Source organism: Caulobacter sp. SSI4214 (assembly GCF_012184455.1).
Taxonomy (GTDB): Bacteria; Pseudomonadota; Alphaproteobacteria; order Caulobacterales; family Caulobacteraceae; genus Caulobacter; species Caulobacter vibrioides_E.
Genome location: NZ_SZWJ01000030.1, coordinates 15,479 through 37,060 on the forward strand (window position 1 = coordinate 15,479; position 21,582 = coordinate 37,060).

A 21,582-nucleotide genomic window follows, 5' to 3' on the forward strand; every position below is an offset into this window, starting at 1 on the left:
GCACATAGCTGTTGAATTTAGGACACACGCTCCTAAACTCCGCGACGATGTCTTCAGTGGCTTACGCGACGGGATCGGAGAACCCGCCGACCCGGTTCAGCCGGGCCTGGTGGCGGGAGCTTCTGCGGTCGCGCTATCTGGTCGGCGGCGGCTACGCCCTGGCGGTGATTCTCACCGTCGCCGGCGTCGCCCTGGCGTCCTCGCCGCCCCGGACCGACTCGATCAGCACGGCCAGCACGGTCATCCTGGTGGTGCTGGGCTTCAATCTGGTCCTGATCCTGGGCGTGGCCACGGTCGTGGGCCTGCGCCTCTACGATCTGATCGACGCCCGGGCCAGCGACGCCGGCGCGCGCCTTCACCTGCGTTTCGTGGGCCTGTTCTCGCTGGCGGCCGTGGCGCCGGCCGTGATCGTGGCGCTGTTCTTCGGCGTGCTGGTCAACCGAGGCGTGGACGGCTGGTTCAGCCAGCGCGTCCAGACCGTGGTCGGCAATTCGGCCAAGGTGGCCAACTCCTATGTCGAGCAGCAGAAGAACTACATCTCCGAGCACATCGGTCCGATGGCCACCGGCCTCAACCAGGCCGCGCCGGCGCTGTCACAATCGCCGGTGGCCTTCGGCCACTTCCTGGCGGGTCTAACCGAGGACAACGGCTTTTCGGCCGCCTATGTGCTGGACCGCGACGGCCGCATCCTGGCGCGCGCCGAGGCGCCGGACGCGCCGCCGTTCCTGGCACCGCCGCCCTCGAGTTACGAAGGCACCGACGGCGGCGAGGTTAGCGCACAGCGCTTCATCTCGACCGACCTCTTCCGGGCGCTCTACAAGCTGAAAGCCTTTCCGGACGGCTACCTCTATGTGGTCCGCCCGATCGAAAAGGGCATCCTGACCCACCTGATCGAAACCCAGGACGCCCTGGTTGCCTACCGGGACGCCGAGCGCAGCCGGGGCCGAATTCAGGCGATCTTCGGCCTCAGCTATCTGGAAACGGCGTTGCTGGTTCTGGTGGCGGCGATCTGGGTCGGCATCGCGGCCGCCAACTCGATCGCCGGCCCGGTAGCCGATCTAGTCGAGGCGGCCGGACGTGTTTCCGGCGGCGACCTCAACGCGCGGGTCGGCGCGGACGCGGGCCCCGAGGAAATCCGCGCGCTGTCGAACGCCTTCAACATGATGACTAGCGAGCTTCAGCTCCAGCAGGCGGCGCTGCGAACCGCCAGCCTGGACGCCGAGAGCCGCCGGCAGTTCATCGAGACCGTCCTTTCAGGCGTCAGCGCTGGCGTGGTCAGCCTGGACGAGCGCGGCAAGGTTTCCGCCGTCAATCGCCGCGCGGTCGCCTTGCTGGGCCTGCCGGAAAACGCCCTCGGCGTCGATCTCATCGAACTGGCGCCCGAGTTCGAAGCGGTGATGACCGCTTTGGCGGAGAGCCGTCCCGAAACCGATGTCGAGATCGACCTGAATCGCGACGGCGAGACGCGCCGTCTTCGGGTGCGCGCGGCGGGCCACGTGGCGCAGGGCCTGGTCCTGACGTTCGACGACATCACCCGTCTGGTCGCCGCCCAGCGCAACGCCGCGTGGAAGGACGTCGCGCGCCGTATCGCGCACGAGATCAAGAATCCGCTGACTCCCATTCAGCTTTCGGCCGAACGGCTACGCCGCAAGTACCGCAAGGAAATCGCCAGCGACCTGGAGACCTTCGATCGTTGCACCGACACCATCATCCGGCAGGTGGGCGATATCGGTCGAATGGTCGACGAGTTCTCATCCTTCGCCAGGATGCCGGCCCCGCGCTTTGAAGCGGCCAATCTGACCGAGATGTTGCGCCAGGCGGTCTTCGCCCAGCGTTTCCAGGACGTCGAGATCGAGGTGAAGCTCGATGAGCCCGGCGGCGAAGATATCTGGATCACTAGCGACGCGCGGATGATCGGCCAGGTGCTGACCAATGTTCTGAAGAACGCCGGCGAGGCGGTGGGCGCGCGTCGCCTCGCCGAGCCGGACTTGCGCGGCCGGATCACCGCGACTCTGACCTCCGACGCGGAGGATTTGTGCGTAATCATCGAGGACAACGGTGTGGGTCTCCCCGCCAAGGACCGCGATCGTCTGACCGAACCCTATGTGACCACCCGCGAAAAGGGCACGGGCCTGGGCCTGGCCATCGTCAAGCGGATCATGGAGGACCACGGCGGCGGCCTGGTCCTCACCGACGCGCGCGAACCGCCCGGCGCGCGCGTGATCCTGAAATTTCCGGCGACCGCGCGGCTGACCGCCGCGACGCCCAGTCATGTCACGGACCAGAGTGGCGTTGAGGAGATGATATGAGCGCCGACGTTCTTGTGGTGGATGACGAGGCCGACATCCGCGAACTTGTGGCCGGCATCCTGGAGGATGAAGGTTACGCGGTGCGCACGGCCGCCGATTCCGACCAGGCCCTGGCCGCCATTCGGGCCCGCAAGCCCGCCCTCTTGGTTCTGGACATCTGGATGCAGGGCGGCGGCATGGACGGCCTCGAACTGCTGGACATGGTCAAGTCGCTGGACGCCGACCTGCCGGTGATCATGATCTCGGGCCACGGCAATATCGAAACCGCCGTCAGCGCCATCAAGCGCGGCGCTTACGAGTTCCTAGAAAAGCCCTTCAAGTCGGACCGCCTGCTGCTGGTCGTCGAACGCGCGCTGGAGGCGGCGGGCCTGCGTCGCGAGAACCGCCGACTGCGGGCTCAGACCCTGGCTCCGGACGGCCTGATCGGCAAGTCCGCCCCCGCCCAGGCGCTGCGTCAACTGATCCTCAAGGTCGCGCCGGCTAACAGCCGCGTGCTCGTCTCGGGGCCGCCGGGATCGGGCAAGGAGCTGGTCGCGCGCTTGATCCATGGGGCCAGCACCCGCGCCCGCCAGGAGTTCGTCGCGGTCAGCGCCGCCGGCATGGCGCCGGAGCGCCTGGATGTCGAACTGTTCGGCGAGGAAGGCGAGGGCGGACGGCCGCGCAAGATCGGCGTGTTCGAGCGGGCGCACGGCGGCACGCTGTATCTCGACGAAGTGGCCGACATGCCGCGCGAGACGCAAGGCCGCATCCTGCGGGTTCTCGTCGAGCAACGCTTCCGCCGCGTCGGCGGCGACAGCGACGTCCAGGTCGACGTGCGGGTCATCTCGTCCAGCTCCCGCGACCTGCGCGACGAGATCGCGGCGGGCCGCTTCCGCGAGGACCTGTTCCATCGCCTGAACGTGGTGCCCGTGCGCGTCCCGGGCCTGGCGGAGCGGCGCGAGGACATTCCGGAGCTGATCAACTACTTCGTCGAGCGGATCAGCGAAGCGACCGGCTTGCCGCGCCGCCGCCTGGGCGAGGACGCGTTGGCGACGCTGCAGGTGCAGACCTGGCCCGGCAATGTCCGCCAGCTGCGCAACAACGTCGAGCGGATGCTGATCCTGGCCTCGGGCGAGCCGGGTGAGGTGATCACCGCCGAGATGCTGTCCGGGGCCGACCAGCCCAGCGCGGGCAACGCCGGCGCGATCGGAGCCGAACGGATCATCGCCCTGCCGCTGCGCGAGGCGCGCGAGCTGTTCGAGCGCGAGTATCTGAACGCGCAGATCCTGCGGTTCGGCGGCAATATCTCGCGCACCGCCAACTTCATCGGCATGGAGCGCTCGGCGCTGCATAGAAAGCTGAAATCCCTGGGCGTCGCCGGCGCCCGAGCGGAAGAGGAAGAGTAGATGTCGCGTTTTGCCTATGTGAACGGCCGGTTCTTGCGTCACCGCGAGGCCGCCGTCCATATCGAGGATCGCGGGTATCAGCTGGCCGACGGCGTCTACGAGGTCTGGGCCGTGATGAACGGCAAGCTGGCCGACGCCGAGGGGCACTTCAAGCGGCTGTGGCGCAGCCTGGACGAACTGCGCATCGCCCATCCGATGACCGAGGCCTCGCTACTGCTCGTGCTGCGCGAAGCCGTCCGGCGCAACAAGGTCCGCAACGGCCTATGCTACCTGCAGGTCACCCGCGGCGTGGCCAGGCGCGACCACGCTTTCCCGAACCCGCCCGTCCCGCCCGCCGTGGTGATCACCGCCAAGTCCGTCGATCGCGCCGCCGCCGACGCCAAGGCCTTGGTCGGCGCCTCGGTGATCTCGGTTCCGGAGACCCGTTGGGCGCGTTGCGACATCAAGTCGATCGGCCTTCTGCCCAACGCGCTCGCCAAGCAGGCCGCGCGCGAACGCGGCGCCGTCGAGGCGTGGTTCGTCGACGACATGGGCCTGGTGACGGAGGGCGCGTCCTCGAACGCCTGGATCGTCGACGCCGACGGCGTGCTGCGCACCCGCGACACCAACGCCAACATCCTGAGGGGCGTGACGCGCTCGACCCTGCTGGAGGTGATCCGCGAAAGCGGCGTGCCGTTCAGCGAAAAGCCCTTCACGATCGCCGAGGCGCAGCAGGCCAAGGAGGCCTTCATCTCGGGCGCCGGGTCCCTGATCACTCCGATCGTGCAGGTCGATGGCGTTAAGTTGGGCGACGGGAAGCCGGGCGAGGTGGCGAGCCGGCTTCGGCGTCTCTATATTGAGCGCGCGCGAGAAAAAGCCGTCTGAGGTCGGAGCGAATTCCAGTCAGGCGCGCTTCGGACCGGGCGACCATGTGGAATTTTTCGCCGAGGCCGTGTCGCTTTCGGCGGAAAATCCTCTAGCATGGCCGTGTTTGTGTGGGGGGCGTGTTGCCCTCCGTGAACAACGAGAGGGGAACCCCCGATGTCGACCGAAAAGAAACAAAACCTTCAGGACACCTTCCTGAACAGCGTGCGCAAGTCGAAGACGCCGCTCACCATCTTCCTCGTCAACGGCGTCAAGCTGCAAGGCGTGGTCAGCTGGTTCGACAATTTCTGCGTCCTTCTGCGTCGCGACGGCCAGTCGCAACTGGTCTACAAGCACGCCATTTCCACCATCATGCCGGCCCAGCCCGTCCAGCTGTACGAGCCCAGCGCCGACTCCGACGACTGATCTAGAGACGCTTGTCCAAATCCCCATCCCGGTCGATCGACCACGCCGCGCCGATCCTGAAGGCGCTTGTCATCCATCCGGCGCGGCAACTGAGAGGCCAGGCGGCCCTAGAAGCTCGGGATCCCAACGCCCGGCTCGAGGAAGCCGTCGGCCTTGCGATCGCGCTTGATCTCGAGGTCGTCGAGACCATGGTCGCGCCGCTGCGCGTCGTCACCCCGGCGACACTGTTCGGCAAGGGCAAGGTCGAAGAGTTCGCGGCGATCTGCGAGGTCGAGCATATCGACGTCGCCGTCTTCGACGATCAGTTGACGCCGATCCAGCAGCGCAATCTCGAAAAGGCGCTGGAGGTCAAGGTCGTGGACCGCACCGGGCTGATCCTCGAGATCTTCGCCCGTCGCGCGCGCACGCGGGAAGGCCGTCTGCAGGTCGAGCTGGCCCGGCTCGAATACGAGCGCTCGCGCCTGGTCCGCACCTGGACCCACCTGGAGCGGCAGCGCGGCGGCACGGGCTCGACCGGCGGTCCCGGCGAAACTCAGATCGAAATCGACCGCCGCCTGATCGCGGGGACGATCATCAAGCTCAAGAAAGAGCTCGAAGAGGTGCGCCGCACGCGGACCCTGCACCGCAGCGCCCGCAAGAAGGTTCCGTATCCGACGGTCGCCTTGGTCGGCTACACCAACGCCGGTAAGTCGACGCTGTTCAACCGCCTGACCGAGGCCGATGTTCTGGCTAAGGACATGCTGTTCGCGACCCTGGACCCGACCTTGCGCACGGTGAAGCTGCCCGACGGACGGCCGGCGATCATGTCGGACACCGTAGGCTTCATCTCCGACCTGCCGCACGAGCTGGTCGAGGCGTTCCGCGCCACCCTGGAGGAGGTGCAGGAGGCCGACGTCGTGCTGCACGTCCGCGACGTGGCCAATCCCGACAGCGAGGCCCAGGCCCGCGACGTCGAGACAGTGCTGTCAGAGCTGGGCGTCACCCTCGACGAGGGCAAGACCGTCATCGAGGTCTGGAACAAGGTCGACCTGCTGTCCGAGGACGACCGCGAGATCATCGAGGGCCAGGCGCGGCGCAACGGCGCGTCCGCGGTCTCGGCCGTGACGGGCGAGGGCTGCGAGGCGCTTTTGCGCCGGATCGGCGGGCTGATCGACGACTCCCCCCCGGTCGAGGTGTCGCTGGGCGTGCATGAAGGTCAGGCCTTGGCCTGGATCTATCGCAACGGCCGGGTGCTGAGCCGCTATGACGGCCCGGACGGCGACGTGGTGCTGATGGCGCGGTTGGATGGCCAAGCCTTGGGCCGGTTCGAGCGCCAGTTCCCCGACGCCGTGGTCAAGGCCGCCGCCGAATAACATGCCATGAACTTGGCCCAGGGAGGCCAAGGCCGCTGTCCTCACGTCTCAGTTACGGGTCATCCCGCCTTCTCCGTCGCCTTGGCGTCGTTCCAGAGGGCGTCCATCTCGGCGAGGTCGGACTGGTCTGGCGTCTTGCCGCGCCGAGCCAGCGCCGCCTCGATGAAGGCGAACCGACGGGCGAACTTGGCGTTCGTGGCGCGCAGGGCGTCCTCGGGATCGACGTCCAGCTTGCGAGCCAGGTTGGCGCAGACGAACAGGATGTCGCCCAGCTCCTCGCGGGCCTTGGCAACGTCGCCGGCCTCGATCTCGACCCGCAGCTCCTCGGTCTCCTCGCGCAGCTTGGCCATCACCTCGGTGGTCGAGGGCCAATCGAAGCCGACGCGGGCGGCGCGCTTGGTCAGCTTCACGGCGCGGGTGAGGGCGGGCAAGCCCGTCGGTACGTCGTCCAGAACGCCGGTCTTGGCCTTGGCCTTGCGTTCCTGGGCCTTCAGCGCTTCCCAGCCCTCGACCTGGGCCGAAAGGTTTTCGTAGGCGTGATCGCCGAACACATGCGGATGCCGGCGGATCATCTTGTCGGAAATGGCCGCGGCGACGTCCTGGATGTCGAACGCGCCCTGTTCCTGGGCCATCCGGGAATGGAAGACGACCTGAAGCAGCAGGTCGCCCAGTTCCTCCTTCAGATCCGCCAGATCGTTGCGTTCGATGGCGTCGACGACCTCATAGGCCTCCTCCACCGTGTAGGGCGCGATCGTCGCGAAAGTCTGTTCCAAGTCCCACGGACAGCCGCGCTCCGGATCGCGGAGGCGATCCATGATCTGGATCAGGCGGAAGATCGGATGCTGATCCTCACTTGGCGGGGGCGATGTCGACGGGGAGGGCTGAGACATTCGGGTCCGGTTCGGCTGCGGGCGGGGTCTGGACCGTCACCGCGTCCCGCGCCGCCAGTTGGCGCTGAATCTCGGCGAGGCGTTGAGCATCCAGCGGATAGCGCAGCATGACGACCGAGACCAGCAGGCCCAGCCCGGCGGGCAGGAAAGCGAACAGACCGATCAACGCCGCGTCACCGGAGGCGGTCGGCGCCTTTGGATCGAAGCCCATCCACGAGAGGACGATGAACACCCCCACGGCCAGGGCGTAACCCAGCTTCATCGCGCCGCTGACGATGGCGTATAGCAATCCGGTGCGGTCCGCCCCGCTGGCGAGGCGTTCCTCGTCGCCGATGTCGGCCATCATCGAGCGGACCAGCAGCGGCGCGGCGGAATAGGGCAGGCCCGACAGGATCAGGGACAAGGTTCCGATCCAGGTAAACCCGGTGGGGGTCATCGCCGCCGCGATCTGGAACACGGCATAGGCGATAGCGGCGACCGAGAGCGCCCGGTGCTTGCCCAGACGCTTGGCCAGGAACGGCCAGATGGGAGCGCCGGCCAGGGCGGCCACGAAATAGACCAGAAGCAGGACGCCGGACTGGGTCTTGTCCAGGTGCTTGATGCGTTCAAAGAAGAAGATGAACAGCGAGCCGGCGATGCCGGGCGCCAAGCCCATCAGGATGTCGGCGGTCAGCAGCAGGCGCACCGACGGACGCTTGAACAGCGCCGCGTATTCTCGCAGGCCGGCCTTGTGAACCACCTTGGGCGCTTCGGGCTCGCCGACCAGGGTGGTGGCCAGCAGGGTGCTGAGCGGGGCCAGGATGACGACGAACCAGCCCATGGCCTGGACGCTGGCTAGATGATCGCCCTTGAAGACCCCGGTGACGATGGGCGGCAGGCACAGGACCAGGATCATCCCGACCACATTGCCGGCCTGCCACCAGCCATAGACCCGCGAGCGTTGCTGATAGTCGCTGGATAGCACCGCGCCCCAGGCGGTCTGGGACAGCACCACCATCGAGTAGCCGCCATAGACCACGACCAGCCAAAACCACAGATAGACGGGACCGACGCCGGGCTGGGCCATGAACAGGAAATAGGATCCCGCGACGATGACCGGCGTGCCCGCGATCAGCCAGGGACGAAAACGCCCCAGCCTTGTCCGCGTGCGGTCCATCATTCCGCCCAGGATGGGGTCGAAGAAGATGTCAACCAGCTTGACCACCAGGAACGCAGCGCCCACTGCGCTCAGCGAAAGACCCAGCGAGCTGACGTAGAACTCCGGGAGGTAGACCACCAGCGGCAGGCCCATCGCGGCGATCGGGATGCACGGGGTCGCGAAGGCGGCCAAAGCCCACGAGGGGCGTCGGTCGGTCATGGCTTACTCCTCCCTGGCCGCTTGGAACGCACTGATGTTCGACGGCTGTTTCAAACGAGTGTGCGAGCCTTTCGCGTCGAGCGCCAGCCTCTTTCCACCGCGCTTGCGCCTCGACGCGGCCTAAGCGGCCGGCTTCAGGCGAAGGGGCAGCCCCGCCGCGATGAAGAAGACTTCGTCGACCGCGCGCGCCAAATCTTGATGCAATCGCCCAGCCTCGTCGCGAAAGCGGCGACCCAAAGGCGTCTCGGGGACGATGCCTAGACCGACCTCGTTGCTGACCAGCCAGAGTCTCGCTTCACAAGCGCTGACCGCCTTGAGCAACGCCCCCGTCGCCGTGGCGACGTCTTGGTCGGCCAGCATCAGGTTCGACAGCCAAAGCGTCAGGCAATCCACCACGGCCACGCCGTCGGCGGGGAGGGCGGCCAGGGCCGCGGACAGGTCGAGCGGCGCCTCCACGGTCATCCACGAATCGCCTCGGTCGGCTTGGTGACGCGCGATCCGCTCCGCCATCTCGTCGTCGAAGGCCTGGCCCGTCGCGATCAGAACCGGACGCGCGCCGATCGCCGCGCCTTCGGCCGCCCGCTGGGCGAAGGCGCTCTTGCCCGAGCGGGCCCCGCCCAGAACCAGGGTCGCGGTCATGTCAGCTCCACAATTGACGCTTCGCGGCGCAACCGTTAGGGCTGGCGGTGCGTCAGGTTCCTCGAAAGAGGATCAAAAGGGAACGAGGTGCAAGACCTCGGCTGCCCCCGCAACTGTAAGCGGCGAGTTCAAGCGTCATAGGCCACTGGGATCTTCGGATCCTGGGAAGGCGACGCCCAGAGCCTTGACCCGCGAGCCAGGAGACCTGCCCGACGCGGTCGTTCATCGCTCGGCCGGGGTGCGCCGAACGAACGGGATCTCCCGAGAAACGGCAGTCAGGACCGCGCGCCGGTCCAACGCCTTCGCGTCGCCTCCAACGGCGCGGGTGCGTCGCGTCGGCGCGCGGGTCGTTCAGAACGGGAATGAAAACCATGATCCGAGCGCTTCTCTGCTCAACCGCCCTTTCGACCCTCCTCGCCGCCGGCCCCGCCATGGCCGACGAGCAAAAGGCGCCCGAAGCCGACGTCGCCGGCAAGGCCGGCGCCAACGGCGTCGCCGAACTGGTCGTCACCGCGACGCGCACCGCTCAGCCGATCCAGACCGTCGGCGCGTCGGTGACCGTCCTTACCCAGCCCGCCATCGAGGCCAGCCAGGCGATCTCGGTCGTCGAACTGCTGGCTCAGCAGCCGGGCGTCAGCTTCACGCGTAACGGCGGGACGGGCGAGACCACCAGCCTGAATATCCGGGGCGCGGAGACCCAGCACACCGTGGTGCTGATCGACGGCGTCAAGCTGAACGACCCGTCCTCGACGCAGGGCGGCTTCAACAGCGGCAACCTGCTGGTCGGCGATATCTCGCGCATCGAGGTGCTGCGCGGCGCCCAGTCCACCCTCTGGGGCAGCCAAGCCATCGGCGGCGTGGTCAATATCGTCACCGCCGACCCGACCAAGCCCTTCGAGAGCTCGATCGACGTCGAAGGCGGCGCGCGCAAGACCGGCTATCTGCGCGCTGGCCTCGGCGGCGCCAGCGAGAAGGTCACCTGGCGCGTGGCCGGCGGCTACTACACCACCGACGGGGTCTCGGCCTACAAGTACGGAACCGAGACGGACGGCTACCACAACGCTGGCGCCTCGGGCCGCTTGCGCGTACAACTGGCCGACAACGTCTCGGCCGAGATCCGCTCGGTCTATTCGCGGGGCAAGAACGCCTTCGACGGCTTCAATGTCGATGACGCCGAGTTCGGCCGCACCAAGGAGCTGGTGGTCTATAGCGGCCTGAACTTCGCTCTGTTGGACGGCCGCTGGAACAATCGTGTCGGCTACGCCTACACCGACACCGACCGCAAGAACTACAACCCCGTCCTGCTGATCCAACCGCTGACCTTCGACGCGGCCGGCAAGAACAGGCGCTGGGAATATCAAGGCGTCTTCGCGATCAACGACGCCTGGACCGCCACCTTCGGGGCCGAGCACGAGAAGTCCACGATGCGGACCCGCTCGCCCACGACGTCGAAGCCAAACCCCGCCTTTGGCACGGGTCGGGTGGGCGTCGATAGCGTCTACGGCCAGCTGCGGGCCGAGGTGGCCAAAGGCCTGACCCTGACCGCCGGCCTCCGCTACGACGACCATGACACCTATGGCTCGCATACCCTGGGCCAGGCCGCCGCCGCTTGGTCGCTGAACGACGGCGCAACGGTGCTGCGCGCCAGTTTCGGCCAGGGGTTCCGCGCGCCGGGCCTTTACGAGCTGTTCAGCCAATACGGCAATCAGGCGCTGTCGCCGGAAGAGTTCGACAGCTGGGACGCGGGCATCGAGCAGCGGTTCCTGGGCGGCAAGGTGAAGGCCTCGGCGACCTGGTTCCACCGCGAAGCCGACAACGAGATCCGCTTCTTCTCGTGCTCCAGCGGTTCGACCGATCCGCTGTGCGCGCCGGGCGGGACCTTCCGGTTCGGCTATTACAACAACATCCTCAAGACCAAGGCCGAAGGCCTGGAACTGATCGGCGAGGCCAAGCCCCTGTCGAACCTGACGATCACCGGCAACTATACCTATACCGACGCCGAGACGGACGCCGGCGCCAACAAGGGCAAGCAACTGACCCGCCGGCCGAAGAACATGGGCAACCTGTCGGCGACCTATCGCTGGCCGGTGGGGCTGTCGACGGGCGTCGCCGTGCGTTACGTCGGACGGACCTACAACAACGACGCCAATACCCAGGTGGTGAAGGGCTATACGCTGGTCGATCTGCGCGTCGCCTATCCGATCAACGCTCGCCTCGAAGCGTTCGGTCGGATCGAGAACCTGTTCGACAAGGACTATCAGACGATCCTGAACTACGGAGCGCCCGGACGAGGGGCCTTCGTGGGCCTGCGGGCGCGGTTCTAGCGCGCGCCGTGACGTTGATCGCGCCCATGGGCGCTTTTCGGCATGGCGGCCGTCTCCACGAGGCGATGGCCGCCTATCCGGACGCGCCCCGTCCTTGGCTGGATCTGTCGACCGGCATCAATCCCGAGCCTTGGCCTGGCCCCCGCGCGCCGGCGGAAGCCTTGCGGCGACTGCCGGACCCCGCCCAGTTGACCGCGTTGGAGGCCGTGGCCGCGCGGGCGTTCCGGGTCGATGATCCGGGGCGCGTGGTGGCGCTGCCGGGCGCGGAGGCGGGGCTGCGTCTGCTGCCGAACCTGATCGGCGGCGGCCAGACGGCCCTGGTCGCGCCAATCTATGGCGGGCACGCCGAGGCTTGGGAACCGCGCGCCGCTCGCCTCATCCATGCCGCCGACGACGCTGGCAACGCCGACGTTCTGGTGTTGGTCAATCCCAACAATCCCGATGGCCGACGGATCGAGCGCGACGCGCTGGCGGTCTTGGCCAGCGCGCGTTCGGCGCTCGGCCGCTGGACCGTCGTGGACGAGTCTTTTGTCGAGGTGGCCCCGGATCTCAGCTTGGCGGACTTGGCGATCGAGCGGCTGGTGGTGTTGCGCTCGTTCGGCAAGTTCTACGGCTTGCCGGGAGCGCGGCTGGGTTTTGTCATTACCAGCAATGAATTGGCGCGAGAAATTCGCGTACTCTTGGGGGATTGGCCGCTGAGCGCCGATGCGCTCGCGCTCGGTCTCGCCGCTTATGCCGACGACGCCTGGCGCGCGACGACCCAGGCCAGGCTGGCCGCGCAAGCGGGGAAGCTCGATGCGCTGCTGACCAGCGCTGGGCTGAACGTACTCGGCGGCTGCGACCTCTTCCGCTGGGTCGCCGCGCCGGACGCTCATGCGCTCTTTTCGCGGTTGGCCGAGCAAGGCGTTCTGGTCCGCCCGTTCGCCGATCGTTCCGATCGACTTCGGTTTGGGTTGCCTTCTCGACGGGATTTCAAGCGACTGCGAGATGTTCTTGAGGTCGTTGCGCCATGATCGTTTCGCGTCGCGAGATCGTGGTCGGCGCCATGGCCCTCACCGCCGCCGCCGCGCCGCCGCCCAGGCGCATCGTTTCGCTGAACGCCTGTCTCGATGCGATGCTGGTTCATCTGGCTGACCGAAACCAGATCGCCGCCCTCAGCCACTACGCCCGCGATCCGCATGGCTCGACCGTGGCCGAGCAGGCCAAGAGCCTGCCGTATACCTGGGAGAGCGCCGAGGAGGTGATCGCGCTGCGGCCCGACCTTGTTTTGGCCAGCCAGCATTCGGCCTTGGCGACACGCAACGCCCTCAAGCGGCTTGAGGTCCCGGTCCAGCGTTTCGCCGTACCCAAGACGATCGCGGAAAGTCTGGCGCAGGTGCGCAAGGTCGCCAGATTAATAGGTCGCCCCGAGCGGGGCGAGGCCCTGGTCGCCCGCGTCGAGGCCGCCCTCGCGGCGGCGACGCCCGCGTCGGGCGCGCGCCGGCTGACCGCTCTGATCTATCAGCCCAACGGGTTCGCGGCCGGGCCCAACACCTTGGTCGACGAGGTGATGACCCGGGCAGGCTTCGACAATGTCGCCCGTCGGTACGGCTTGAAGGCGTGGGGCAATGTGGGGCTGGAGAGGCTGCTGGCCGACCCGCCCGAGGTGCTTCTCGTCGGCGAACCCGCGCCGGGCGCGCGCGGTTGGGCCGATCGAGTCATGACCCATCCGGCCCTGAAATCCATCGCGGGCCGTATGCGACAGGCCCGGCTGCCCGAGCGACTGCTCTATTGCGGCGGCCCCGTGCTGATCGAAACCGCTGACGCCATGGCGCGGGCTCGGGCCTTGGCGCTGAAGGAGGGGGCATGAAGCTTCGATCTCCAGGAACGGTCAGCGCGCTGTTGGCGGCGCTTCTGGTCGTCCTGTTCCTCGTCAGCCTTGGCGCTGGACGTGTCTGGACGCCCTGGAGCGCCTGGATTTCGGGCGGCGCCGATCCCCGCTGGGCAATTGTCTTCGGCCTGCGCCTGCCGCGCACGATCCTGGCGGTCCTGGTCGGCGGCGCTCTGGCGCTGGGCGGCGCGGCGATGCAGGGCTATACGCGCAATCCGCTGGCCGATCCGGGAGCGCTCGGCGTCTCGACCTCGGCGGCGCTGGGGGCGGTGCTGACGCTGTATCTGGGCAAGGCCGGGGAGGCGGCCTGGGTGCTACCGCTGGCGGCGATGGTCGGCGCGGGCCTCGGCGTCGCGGCCTTGCTGGGCCTGGCGGGCATGACCTCCAGCATCGTCACCTTCGTGCTAGCCGGCTTTGTCATCCAGACCGTCTGCGGCGCCGGCATCGCCCTGGCGCTGAACCTCGCCCCCAATCCCTGGGCGGTGAACGAGATCCTCAACTGGACCCTGGGTTCGCTGGCCGACCGTAGCATCGACGACGTGCGGATCGCCGCGCCAGGCATCGTGGTCGGTGGGCTCCTGCTGCTGACCCTGGGACGCGCGCTGGACGCTCTGACCCTGGGCGAGCAGGGCGCGCGTTCGCTAGGCGTCGAACTGGCCCGGACGCGTCTTCTCATGGCGCTTGGCGTCGCTCTGGCGGTCGGGTCCAGCGTCGCGGTGACCGGGGTGATCAGCTTTGTCGGCCTGATTGTCCCACACCTGCTTCGCCCGCTCTTGGGGGCCAAGCCGAGCGCGGTGCTGGCGCCGTCCTTTCTGGGCGGGGCGGCCCTGACCCTGGGCGCGGACATCCTGGTGCGCCTGACCCCGGCCGCCAGCGAGGTCAAGCTGAGTGTCGCCATGGCCATGCTCGGCGGCCCGTTCTTCCTGGCCATGCTGATCTCCATGCGACGGAGGCTGGCATGAGCCTTGCCACTGAAGACGTTTCACTGGCGCTGGGCGGACGCGCCGTGCTCGCGGGGATTACCGCGCGCTTCGCGAAGGGCGGGGTGGTGGCGATCGTCGGGCCCAATGGCGCGGGCAAGTCGACCCTCCTGTCTTGCTTGGCGGGCTTGCGGCGTCCGGACAGCGGCGCGGTGACGCTGGACGGCGCGGCGATCACCGCCCTGACCGGCCCCCAGCGCGCTCGTCGCATAGCGTTCCTGGCCCAGGCCCCGCAGATCGCGTGGGACGTCGATGTTCGAGCCTTCGTCGGGCTGGGGCGCACGCCGCGTTTGGGCGCTTTCGGGCCCTCCGCCGAGGACCACGCCGCCGTCGAGGCGGCCCTTGACGTCAGCGACCTGAACGCCTTCGCCGACCGCGCTGTCACCCAGCTCTCGGGCGGAGAGCGCGCCCGCGCCCTGATCGCCCGAGGCCTGGCCGGCGAGACCGACTGGTTGCTGGCCGATGAGCCGCTGACCGGTCTCGACCCCGGTCACGCTCTCGACGCCCTGGCCCTGTTCCGCCGCCTGGCCCATGACGAAGGCAAGGGCGTGCTGCTGACCTTGCACGACCTCAATCTGGCGGCGCGCTTCGCCGATCGGATCCTGGTGTTGAACGCGGGGCGCCTGGTCGTCGAAGGCGCGCCGGATGCCGCCTTGGCGCCCGACATCCTGTCGAGCGTTTATGGCGTTGTCGTCCGTCGTCATGCCGGCGAAAGAGGGCCGCTGATCGAAGTGCTAGGCCGTGCCGACTGATCCCCGGCTCGTTCTCGCCGCCGCGGCGCTGGAGGCCGCCGTGGGCTATCCGCGGGCGCTGCACCGCTGGATTCCCCATCCGGTAGTCTGGGCCGGCGGTCTGATCGCGATGCTGGAGGCGGGGCTGAACCTGCCGAGTTTCAGCGAGGTCACCCGCCGGCGGCTCGGCGTCGCCACCCTGATAACGCTCGTCTGCGCGAGCGGACTGGCCGGTTGGCTGATCACATGGTTCGGCGGCGTCTGGGCCGTGGCGCTGGTCGGAACCCTCGGCCTGGCGCAGCGTAGTCTGTTCGACCATGTCCGCGCCGTAGCCAGGCCCTTGGCCGCCGGTGACCTCGGATCCGCGCGCGCCGCCGTCGGGATGATCGTGGGGCGCGATGTCGAGCGTCTGGACGAGAGCGGCGTAGCGACCGCCGCCATCGAGAGCCTGGCCGAGAGCTTCAACGACGGCGTCGTCGCGCCGATGTTCTGGTTCGCCTTCGGCGGCCTGCCGGGCCTGTTCGTGTACAAGGCGGTCAATACCGCCGATAGCATGATCGGCCACCGCGAGCCGCGCTGGCGCGCGTTCGGCTGGGCCTCGGCGCGCTTCGACGATCTGCTGAACCTGATCCCGGCGCGGTGCGCGGGCGCGGTGCTGGCGCTGGTCGGGCGGCGCGGCTGGAAGACCATGCTGCGCGACGCCGGCAGGCACGCCTCGCCCAACGCCGGCTGGCCCGAGGCAGCGATGGCCGGCGCGCTGGGGGTTCGGCTTGGGGGGCCTGCCTGGTACGACGGCCAGCGCGCCGAGCGGCCCGTCCTGGGCGAGGGCAGGGCGGCCACGCCTGACGACCTCGCCCGCGCGCTGCGCCTCTATCTGCTGGCCTGCGCCGTGCTTTGGATGATGCTGGCGGCGGGAGGCCTGGCATGGCGGCATTGATGATACAAGGCTGCGGATCCGACGTCGGCAAGTCGGTGCTGGTCGCGGGCCTGTGCCGGCTTTTCGCCAATCGCGGTCTGACCGTGCGTCCGTTCAAGCCGCAGAACATGTCCAACAACGCCGCGGTCACGGCCGACGGCGGCGAGATCGGCCGCGCCCAGGCCTTGCAGGCCATCGCCTGTCGCACGCCCCCGACCGTCGACATGAACCCTGTCCTCCTGAAGCCTCAGAGCGATGTCGGCGCCCAACTGGTGGTGCGGGGGCGGATGGCCGGGACTTGGCAAGCGCGAGGTTATCAGGCGCGCAAGGGCGCGTTGCTGGACACGGTGCTGGAGAGCTTCCGCGCCTTGGAGGCTCAAAGCGACCTCGTCATCGTCGAGGGCGCAGGCAGTCCGGCCGAGACCAATCTCCGCGTCCACGACATCGCCAATATGGGCTTCGCGCGCGCGGCCGATGTCCCGGTGGTGCTGGTCGGCGACATCGACCGGGGGCACGTGATCGCGGCCCTGGTCGGCGCCCACGTGGTACTGGACGAGGGCGATCGGGCCATGGTGCGCGGTTTCCTGATTAACAAGTTCCGGGGCGATCCCAGCCTGTTCCAGGATGGCCGCGCCGAAATCGCGCGGCGCACCGGCTGGAAGGACCTGGGCATGGCGCCGTGGCTGGCCGCCGCGCGCCGGCTGCCGGCCGAGGACGCCGTGGTCCTGGACCGCGCCGCCAGTGGCGATCGCCGCAAGGTCAGGATCGTCGCGCCCATGCTGTCACGGATCGCCAATTTCGACGAATTCGACGCCCTGCGCGCCGAGCCCGAGGTCGAGTTCGCCTATGTTCCGCCCGGATCGCCGCTGCCGGGCGACGCGGACCTGGTGATATTGCCCGGGACCAAGGCGACGCTGGCGGATCTGGCCTTCCTGCGCGCCCAGGGCTGGGACGTCGATCTGGCGGCCCACGTCCGACGCGGCGGCCACGTATTGGGCGTGTGCGGCGGCTATCAGATGCTGGGCAGAACGGTTTCGGACCCTGACGGCCTCGAAGGCGAGGTCCGCGCGGCCGAGGGCCTGGGCCTTCTGGACGTCGAGACGGTGATGACGGGGGAAAAGACTCTCCGACCGGTCTCGGGGCGTCTTGTCGGCGGGGCGCGGTTCGAGGGCTACGAAATGCATATCGGCCGCACCCACGGCGCGGCGCGGCCCATGCTTTGGCTCGACGACGGGACGCCGGATGGCGCGGTCTCGCCCGACGGCCGGGTGCGCGGGGCCTATGTCCATGGCCTGTTCGAGCGGGGGGAGGCGCGGGTCGCGCTGCTGGCCGAGTTGGGCGCTGTTTCGGACGGGGTCGATCAATCCGTCCGTGTCGATCAGGCGCTGGACGAGATCGCCGCCGCTCTGGAACGGGCCTTCGATATTCCGTCCCTGGCCGCCATCGCCGGCCTGGAGCTCAGATCATGACTTTGCCCTCCGTATCCCCCGTGGAGACCGGCCGAGCGACGCATCTTCGCGCGCTGATCGATGGCAAGGCCAAGCCTCTGGGCGCGTTGGGTCGTGTCGAGGACCTGGCCGTTCGGCTCGGCCAGATCGCGGGCGCGCGGCCGCCGACCTATGACAAGGCCCTGCTGTTGGTATTCGCCGGCGATCATGGGCTGACGTCGGAGGGCGTCTCGGCCTATCCGTCGTCGGTGACCCAGGCCATGGTCGCCACCTTTCTGGCCGGCAAGGCCAGCGCCAACGCCTTCGCCCGCGCGGTCAGGGCCGAGCTTCGCGTGGTGGACGCCGGCGTCGACGGCGAGTTGGCAGCCCATCCGGACCTGCTACGCGAAAAGATCCGGCGCGGGACCCGCAACGCCGCCGTCGAATCGGCCCTGACGGCCGACGAGGTCACGCGAGCGCTGGAGGCCGGCGCGCGCCTCGCCCGCGACGCGGCGGCCGAGGGCTTCGAAATCCTGGCCCTGGGCGAGATGGGCATCGGCAACACCGCCTCGGCGGCGCTGATCATGCACCGCCTGGCGCCGGCGCCGCTGATCGACTGCGTCGGGCGCGGCGCGGGCCATGATGACGAGGGGCTCACTCACAAGCTGGCGGTTCTGAAACGCGCCGCCGCGCGTTCGGACGCTTCGGCGCCGCTGGACGTGTTGGCGCAGTTCGGCGGGTTGGAGATCGCCATGATGGCCGGCGCGATGATCGGCGCCGCCTCGGTGGGGGTGCCGGTGCTGGTCGATGGGTTCATCGTCTCGGCGGCGGCGCTGACCGCGATCCGCTTGAGACCAGAGGTGCGAGAGTACGGCATCTTCTGTCACCGCTCGGCCGAGCTTGGTCATCAACGGATGTTGGCCGCGCTGGAGGTCGAGCCGCTGCTGGACCTGGGCCTGCGCCTGGGCGAGGGGACCGGCGCGCTGCTGGCTCTGCCCATCGTGCGCGCCGCCTCGCGGCTGCTGGGCGAGGTCGCCAGCCTCGAGGACGTGCTGAGCGGACGGCTCTGATCCGTGGACTGGGCGCGCCAACAGCTCCGGCTTTTGATCTGCGCGACGCAGTTCCTGACGCGCGTTCCCACGCCCGCGCTGAAGACCTTCGATCCCGACTGGATCACCCGCTCAGCGCGATACTTTCCGCTGGTCGGGCAGGGCGTGGGCGCGGTTTGCGCGCTGGTTCTTTGGAGCTCCTCGCGGATCTGGAACCCGACGATAGCCGCACTGCTGGCGGTTGGCGCGGGGCTGCTGATCACGGGCGCCTTTCACGAGGATGGCCTCGCGGACACCGCCGACGGCCTGGGCGGCGGCCAGACGGTCGAGCGGCGGCTGGAGATCATGAAGGACAGCCGCATCGGAACCTACGGCGTTTGCGCGTTGGTGGTGGTTCTGGGGCTTAAGGTTTTCACGCTGGCTTCGGTCGCCCCGCCCAGGGGCGCGACCCTGCTGCTGGCCGCGCACGGCCTGGGCCGCGCCGCCGCCGTCCTGGCCATGCGGCTGACGCCCTACGCCCCGGACGGCGTGGCGGGGAAGTGGAAGCCGGTTCCGCGAGGCCCCCACTGGGGCGAGGTCGCTATCGCCGCGCTGATCGCGGCTTGGCCGCTGGTTCTGCTCCCGTCGAGCGCGACGCTGGTCGGCCTGGCGGTTGCCGGCCTTTTGGCTCTGCTGCTTTCCTGGCGCGCCCGCCGACTGATCGGCGGCCATACCGGCGACGTGCTGGGCGCGATCAAGCAGGTGTTCGAGCTGGGTTTCCTGCTCGGCGCGACGGCGCTCTCGTGAGGCTGGTGGTCGGGCCGGTCACGGCGGTGGAGCGCCTGCTGGCCGCCGCGCCGATCGATCACGTCCTGACCCTGGTTTCGCCGGAGGCCGAAATCTCGTCGATCGCCGTTCCACGCACGGTCCTGCGCTTCAACGACATCAGCGAACCTCGGCCCGGTCTGGTCGCGCCGGATGCCGCTATCTTGGCGACCTTGCTCGACCTGCCGCGTGAATTGGCCGCCGACGCGACCCTGCTGATCCATTGCCACGCGGGCGTTAGCCGCTCGACGGCGGCCGCCTATGTCCTGGCCTGCGCGCAGGGTTCGCCGGGCGAGGAGGGCGCGTGGGCCTGGCGGTTGCGCCAGGCTTCGCCCGAGGCGACACCCAACGCCCTGATGATCGCCTTGGCTGATCAAGCCTTGGCGCGCGGCGGCGCCATGGTCCGCGCCATTGCCGGCATCGGCCGCGGCGTCGACTGTCTTGAGGGTTCGGTTTTCGGGTGGACCTTGGATTAGTCGCGCTTGCCCAGGTTGGCGGGCAGATCGATCCGCGTGAGCTTCCAGGCGAACACGGCGCGCCGCTCCAGCACCAGGCCGATCTCCGCCGCGTCCGGATCCTTCCGGTCGTGGTAGGTCACGCGGAAGTGGTCGAGATCGGTGTAGGCCGCGTGGGTCTCGATCGTCGACTTGGCCTTGGACTCGGTCGCCGTGGGCGGCGGCGTCGTGTCGGATTGGTCCGGGGTCTCGGCCTTGTTCGGCTTCGGCGCGCGCGAGGTGGCGACCATGGTGGCGATCGCGTCGGGCGTGGCGTAGGCGTCGACGGCCTTGTCGACCAGACCGACGACCAACATCTGGCCGAACGCGGCGAAAGGATTGTCTCGCAGCGACTCGTCCTTGCTGAACGATTGCAACATCGCCCCCTTCAGCTGGCTTTTGAGACTTTCGCGCACGGCCGGGAAATCCACCGCCTGCTCCAGCCGGTCGCGGTCGCCGGCTCGAGCCGCCGAGGTCAGGTTCCGCAGCGCCAGAAACGGCGAGGCAAAATAGCCCGCGATCAGCAGCAGAAACGCCAGCGCGACGCCGGCGCCGATCAGGATGCGGGTGTTGCGAGTCATCGGGGCCTCCAGCCGCGATAGAGGCAGGCGGGAGGAAGTGGGTCAATCCAGAGGCGTCAGGCGGCGGGCGCGCGCGAAGCCCGCAGGATCTCGGCCCAGGCCGGCGGCTTCTTGTGGACCTTGGCGGCCAGAGCGTCGCGCAAGACCAGGTATTGGGGGTCAAGAAGACTGGCCAGGGTGTAGGTCGAGACGCCGTTGGCGATGTCCCACGGATGCGGCGCATACTCGCCCTGGCCGGCATTGGCCCGGTCGCGGTCGAACTGGACCTTGGAATTGACGAACTCGATGTGTTGCTTTTCGCCCTTGGCGTAGGGCGCGAGCCAGTCCAGAGCTCCCGATAAGCTGGCGCCGGCGGGGCTCCTCCAGCCGAACCAGTCCTGACCGTGGGCCTGGGCGGCCAGGGCGGCCATCATCAGCGGGTCCAGGTCGTAGGTGACGTAGTGCAGGGCGTCGCGTTCCGCGAAGTCCCAGACCGATCCGTCGGGATTGATATTGGCGGCGATCTGCTTGCGGAAAGCCTCGTGGGCGCGCGCGATGATCCGGGCATCCCCGGTCTGGAACGCGGCCATGGTCGCCAGCTTCACCCGGTGGCTTTGCCAGTTGTTGACGGCGTTGCGGGCGCCGGCGTCCATCGCGTCGAGATAGCCGACCGCCATCTTGCGCCAGAACGCATCGATCTTGGCGCGGATCGGCGGGGGGAGATCGGTCTCGGTGAGGTCCGTGGCCATGATCAGGGCGTCAAAGCCCGTCTCGTCGATCGGGTTGAACGACATCTGGTAGACGTCCGCCCAGTTTTCCAGATAGCGGCCGGTCGCCTCAAGGAAGCGCCGGTCGCCGGTCAATCGCCAGGCGATGGCCAGGTCCAGGGCGATCGGCTGATCTTCCTTGGCCGTGAGGCTAATCTCGCGGATGCCCTTGCCTGGCAGGGTGCCTTCGGTATGCAGCCGAGGGATGGCCCCGGGCGGACGCCCCAAAGCGGCCTCGGCGCGCTGAACCACGCCGGCCTTAAGAGCGGGGGCGATGGGGCCCTTGCCAAAGCCTGGCCCCAGCAGGCCGTAATCGGCCGCATGGGCGGCGGAGGCGGTGAGAGCGAACACGACGCTTACGGCAAGCCAAGCGGCTTTCAAGAGGACCTCCCAATCGATTTTCGCTCTGGCGTTTCGCCAAGCCCTTTATCGACGGGTATCCTCTTGGTCATGCCGCGT

The 21,582-nt window shown here is 68.4% G+C and carries 20 protein-coding genes and 1 riboswitch; of the genes, 15 read left to right on the plus strand and 5 right to left on the minus strand.

Features of this window, described 5'->3' with window-relative positions; translation table 11 throughout:
• Window positions 1-47 precede the first annotated feature (47 nt).
• The 5 genes from FCU40_RS11005 to hflX all read left to right on the plus strand — a co-directional run bounded on the left by FCU40_RS11005 (window position 48) and on the right by hflX (window position 6,315).
• Window positions 48-2,309, plus strand: a complete 2,262-nt coding sequence (locus tag FCU40_RS11005; protein WP_168074886.1) for a PAS domain-containing sensor histidine kinase — start codon at window positions 48-50, stop codon at window positions 2,307-2,309.
• Complete coding sequence (gene ntrX, locus FCU40_RS11010) at window positions 2,306-3,694, plus strand: nitrogen assimilation response regulator NtrX (RefSeq protein ID WP_004615407.1); 1,389 nt, start codon at window positions 2,306-2,308, stop codon at window positions 3,692-3,694. The genes FCU40_RS11005 and ntrX overlap by 4 nt, the downstream gene beginning before the upstream one ends.
• Window positions 3,695-4,558, plus strand: a complete 864-nt coding sequence (locus FCU40_RS11015; protein WP_168074888.1) for a D-amino-acid transaminase — start codon at window positions 3,695-3,697, stop codon at window positions 4,556-4,558.
• A 156-nt stretch (window positions 4,559-4,714) separates the two neighbouring features.
• Window positions 4,715-4,963 (plus strand): RNA chaperone Hfq, encoded by a 249-nt coding sequence (gene hfq, locus FCU40_RS11020; RefSeq protein WP_004615405.1) that lies wholly within the window; start codon window positions 4,715-4,717, stop codon window positions 4,961-4,963.
• An 11-nt stretch (window positions 4,964-4,974) separates the two neighbouring features.
• Entirely contained in the window at window positions 4,975-6,315 is a 1,341-nt protein-coding gene (hflX, locus tag FCU40_RS11025; RefSeq protein WP_168074890.1) for a GTPase HflX, read from the plus strand.
• A gap of 59 nt (window positions 6,316-6,374) precedes the next feature.
• Here hflX and mazG read toward each other — a convergent pair whose 3' ends face one another.
• The 3 genes from mazG to cobU all read right to left on the minus strand — a co-directional run bounded on the left by mazG (window position 6,375) and on the right by cobU (window position 9,201).
• On the minus strand, window positions 6,375-7,205 hold the full coding sequence (gene mazG / locus FCU40_RS11030) for a nucleoside triphosphate pyrophosphohydrolase (protein WP_168074892.1): 831 nt from the start codon (window positions 7,203-7,205) through the stop codon (window positions 6,375-6,377).
• Window positions 7,165-8,562 (minus strand): MFS transporter, encoded by a 1,398-nt coding sequence (locus FCU40_RS11035; RefSeq protein ID WP_168074894.1) that lies wholly within the window; start codon window positions 8,560-8,562, stop codon window positions 7,165-7,167. The genes mazG and FCU40_RS11035 overlap by 41 nt, the downstream gene beginning before the upstream one ends.
• A gap of 120 nt (window positions 8,563-8,682) precedes the next feature.
• Window positions 8,683-9,201, minus strand: coding sequence for a bifunctional adenosylcobinamide kinase/adenosylcobinamide-phosphate guanylyltransferase (gene cobU, locus FCU40_RS11040; protein ID WP_168074896.1), 519 nt, complete (start codon window positions 9,199-9,201; stop codon window positions 8,683-8,685).
• 37 nt (window positions 9,202-9,238) lie between these two features.
• A riboswitch (cobalamin riboswitch) is annotated at window positions 9,239-9,429 on the plus strand.
• A 143-nt stretch (window positions 9,430-9,572) separates the two neighbouring features.
• On the opposite strand from cobU, the gene FCU40_RS11045 reads away from it, so the two are divergent.
• The 10 genes from FCU40_RS11045 to FCU40_RS11090 are packed head-to-tail and all read left to right on the plus strand — an operon-like array spanning window position 9,573 to window position 19,778.
• Window positions 9,573-11,525, plus strand: coding sequence for a TonB-dependent receptor (locus tag FCU40_RS11045; RefSeq protein WP_168074898.1), 1,953 nt, complete (start codon window positions 9,573-9,575; stop codon window positions 11,523-11,525).
• Between the two features lie 26 nt (window positions 11,526-11,551).
• Window positions 11,552-12,538 carry a threonine-phosphate decarboxylase CobD gene (gene cobD / locus FCU40_RS11050; protein WP_168074936.1) on the plus strand — a complete coding sequence of 329 codons (987 nt, stop codon included), beginning with the start codon at window positions 11,552-11,554 and terminating at the stop codon, window positions 12,536-12,538.
• Window positions 12,535-13,374 (plus strand): ABC transporter substrate-binding protein, encoded by an 840-nt coding sequence (locus FCU40_RS11055; protein WP_168074900.1) that lies wholly within the window; start codon window positions 12,535-12,537, stop codon window positions 13,372-13,374. Before cobD ends, FCU40_RS11055 begins: the two co-directional genes overlap by 4 nt.
• Complete coding sequence (locus FCU40_RS11060) at window positions 13,371-14,357, plus strand: iron ABC transporter permease (RefSeq protein WP_175582074.1); 987 nt, start codon at window positions 13,371-13,373, stop codon at window positions 14,355-14,357. Before FCU40_RS11055 ends, FCU40_RS11060 begins: the two co-directional genes overlap by 4 nt.
• A complete protein-coding gene (locus FCU40_RS11065) occupies window positions 14,354-15,127 on the plus strand; it encodes an ABC transporter ATP-binding protein (protein WP_168074902.1) in 774 nt (257 codons plus the stop codon). Before FCU40_RS11060 ends, FCU40_RS11065 begins: the two co-directional genes overlap by 4 nt.
• Entirely contained in the window at window positions 15,117-16,043 is a 927-nt protein-coding gene (gene cbiB / locus FCU40_RS11070) for an adenosylcobinamide-phosphate synthase CbiB (protein ID WP_168074904.1), read from the plus strand. The genes FCU40_RS11065 and cbiB overlap by 11 nt, the downstream gene beginning before the upstream one ends.
• A complete protein-coding gene (locus tag FCU40_RS11075; RefSeq protein WP_168074906.1) occupies window positions 16,031-17,491 on the plus strand; it encodes a cobyric acid synthase in 1,461 nt (486 codons plus the stop codon). The genes cbiB and FCU40_RS11075 overlap by 13 nt, the downstream gene beginning before the upstream one ends.
• Complete coding sequence (gene cobT / locus FCU40_RS11080; RefSeq protein ID WP_168074908.1) at window positions 17,488-18,519, plus strand: nicotinate-nucleotide--dimethylbenzimidazole phosphoribosyltransferase; 1,032 nt, start codon at window positions 17,488-17,490, stop codon at window positions 18,517-18,519. Before FCU40_RS11075 ends, cobT begins: the two co-directional genes overlap by 4 nt.
• A gap of 3 nt (window positions 18,520-18,522) precedes the next feature.
• Entirely contained in the window at window positions 18,523-19,284 is a 762-nt protein-coding gene (cobS, locus tag FCU40_RS11085; RefSeq protein WP_168074910.1) for an adenosylcobinamide-GDP ribazoletransferase, read from the plus strand.
• Complete coding sequence (locus FCU40_RS11090; RefSeq protein ID WP_168074912.1) at window positions 19,281-19,778, plus strand: protein tyrosine phosphatase; 498 nt, start codon at window positions 19,281-19,283, stop codon at window positions 19,776-19,778. The genes cobS and FCU40_RS11090 overlap by 4 nt, the downstream gene beginning before the upstream one ends.
• Here FCU40_RS11090 and FCU40_RS11095 read toward each other — a convergent pair.
• Window positions 19,775-20,377, minus strand: coding sequence for a DUF2939 domain-containing protein (locus FCU40_RS11095; protein ID WP_168074914.1), 603 nt, complete (start codon window positions 20,375-20,377; stop codon window positions 19,775-19,777). The two genes, FCU40_RS11090 and FCU40_RS11095, sit on opposite strands and share 4 nt — an antisense overlap.
• Before the next feature lie 56 nt (window positions 20,378-20,433).
• Window positions 20,434-21,474, minus strand: a complete 1,041-nt coding sequence (locus tag FCU40_RS11100) for an alginate lyase family protein (RefSeq protein ID WP_168074916.1) — start codon at window positions 21,472-21,474, stop codon at window positions 20,434-20,436.
• Between the last annotated feature and the right edge of the window lie 108 nt (window positions 21,475-21,582).

Coding starts and splice junctions, on each gene's coding strand:
- FCU40_RS11045 (WP_168074898.1), top strand. CDS start 9,573: ATGATCCGAGCGCTTCTCTGCTCAACCGCCCTTTCGACCCTCCTCGCC.
- FCU40_RS11005 (WP_168074886.1), top strand. CDS start 48: ATGTCTTCAGTGGCTTACGCGACGGGATCGGAGAACCCGCCGACCCGG.
- FCU40_RS11035 (WP_168074894.1), bottom strand. CDS start 8,562: ATGACCGACCGACGCCCCTCGTGGGCTTTGGCCGCCTTCGCGACCCCG.
- ntrX (WP_004615407.1), top strand. CDS start 2,306: ATGAGCGCCGACGTTCTTGTGGTGGATGACGAGGCCGACATCCGCGAA.
- FCU40_RS11055 (WP_168074900.1), top strand. CDS start 12,535: ATGATCGTTTCGCGTCGCGAGATCGTGGTCGGCGCCATGGCCCTCACC.
- cobD (WP_168074936.1), top strand. CDS start 11,552: ATGGGCGCTTTTCGGCATGGCGGCCGTCTCCACGAGGCGATGGCCGCC.
- FCU40_RS11060 (WP_175582074.1), top strand. CDS start 13,371: ATGAAGCTTCGATCTCCAGGAACGGTCAGCGCGCTGTTGGCGGCGCTT.
- cobT (WP_168074908.1), top strand. CDS start 17,488: ATGACTTTGCCCTCCGTATCCCCCGTGGAGACCGGCCGAGCGACGCAT.
- cobU (WP_168074896.1), bottom strand. CDS start 9,201: ATGACCGCGACCCTGGTTCTGGGCGGGGCCCGCTCGGGCAAGAGCGCC.
- FCU40_RS11015 (WP_168074888.1), top strand. CDS start 3,695: ATGTCGCGTTTTGCCTATGTGAACGGCCGGTTCTTGCGTCACCGCGAG.
- FCU40_RS11065 (WP_168074902.1), top strand. CDS start 14,354: ATGAGCCTTGCCACTGAAGACGTTTCACTGGCGCTGGGCGGACGCGCC.
- FCU40_RS11095 (WP_168074914.1), bottom strand. CDS start 20,377: ATGACTCGCAACACCCGCATCCTGATCGGCGCCGGCGTCGCGCTGGCG.
- mazG (WP_168074892.1), bottom strand. CDS start 7,205: ATGTCTCAGCCCTCCCCGTCGACATCGCCCCCGCCAAGTGAGGATCAG.
- hfq (WP_004615405.1), top strand. CDS start 4,715: ATGTCGACCGAAAAGAAACAAAACCTTCAGGACACCTTCCTGAACAGC.
- FCU40_RS11075 (WP_168074906.1), top strand. CDS start 16,031: ATGGCGGCATTGATGATACAAGGCTGCGGATCCGACGTCGGCAAGTCG.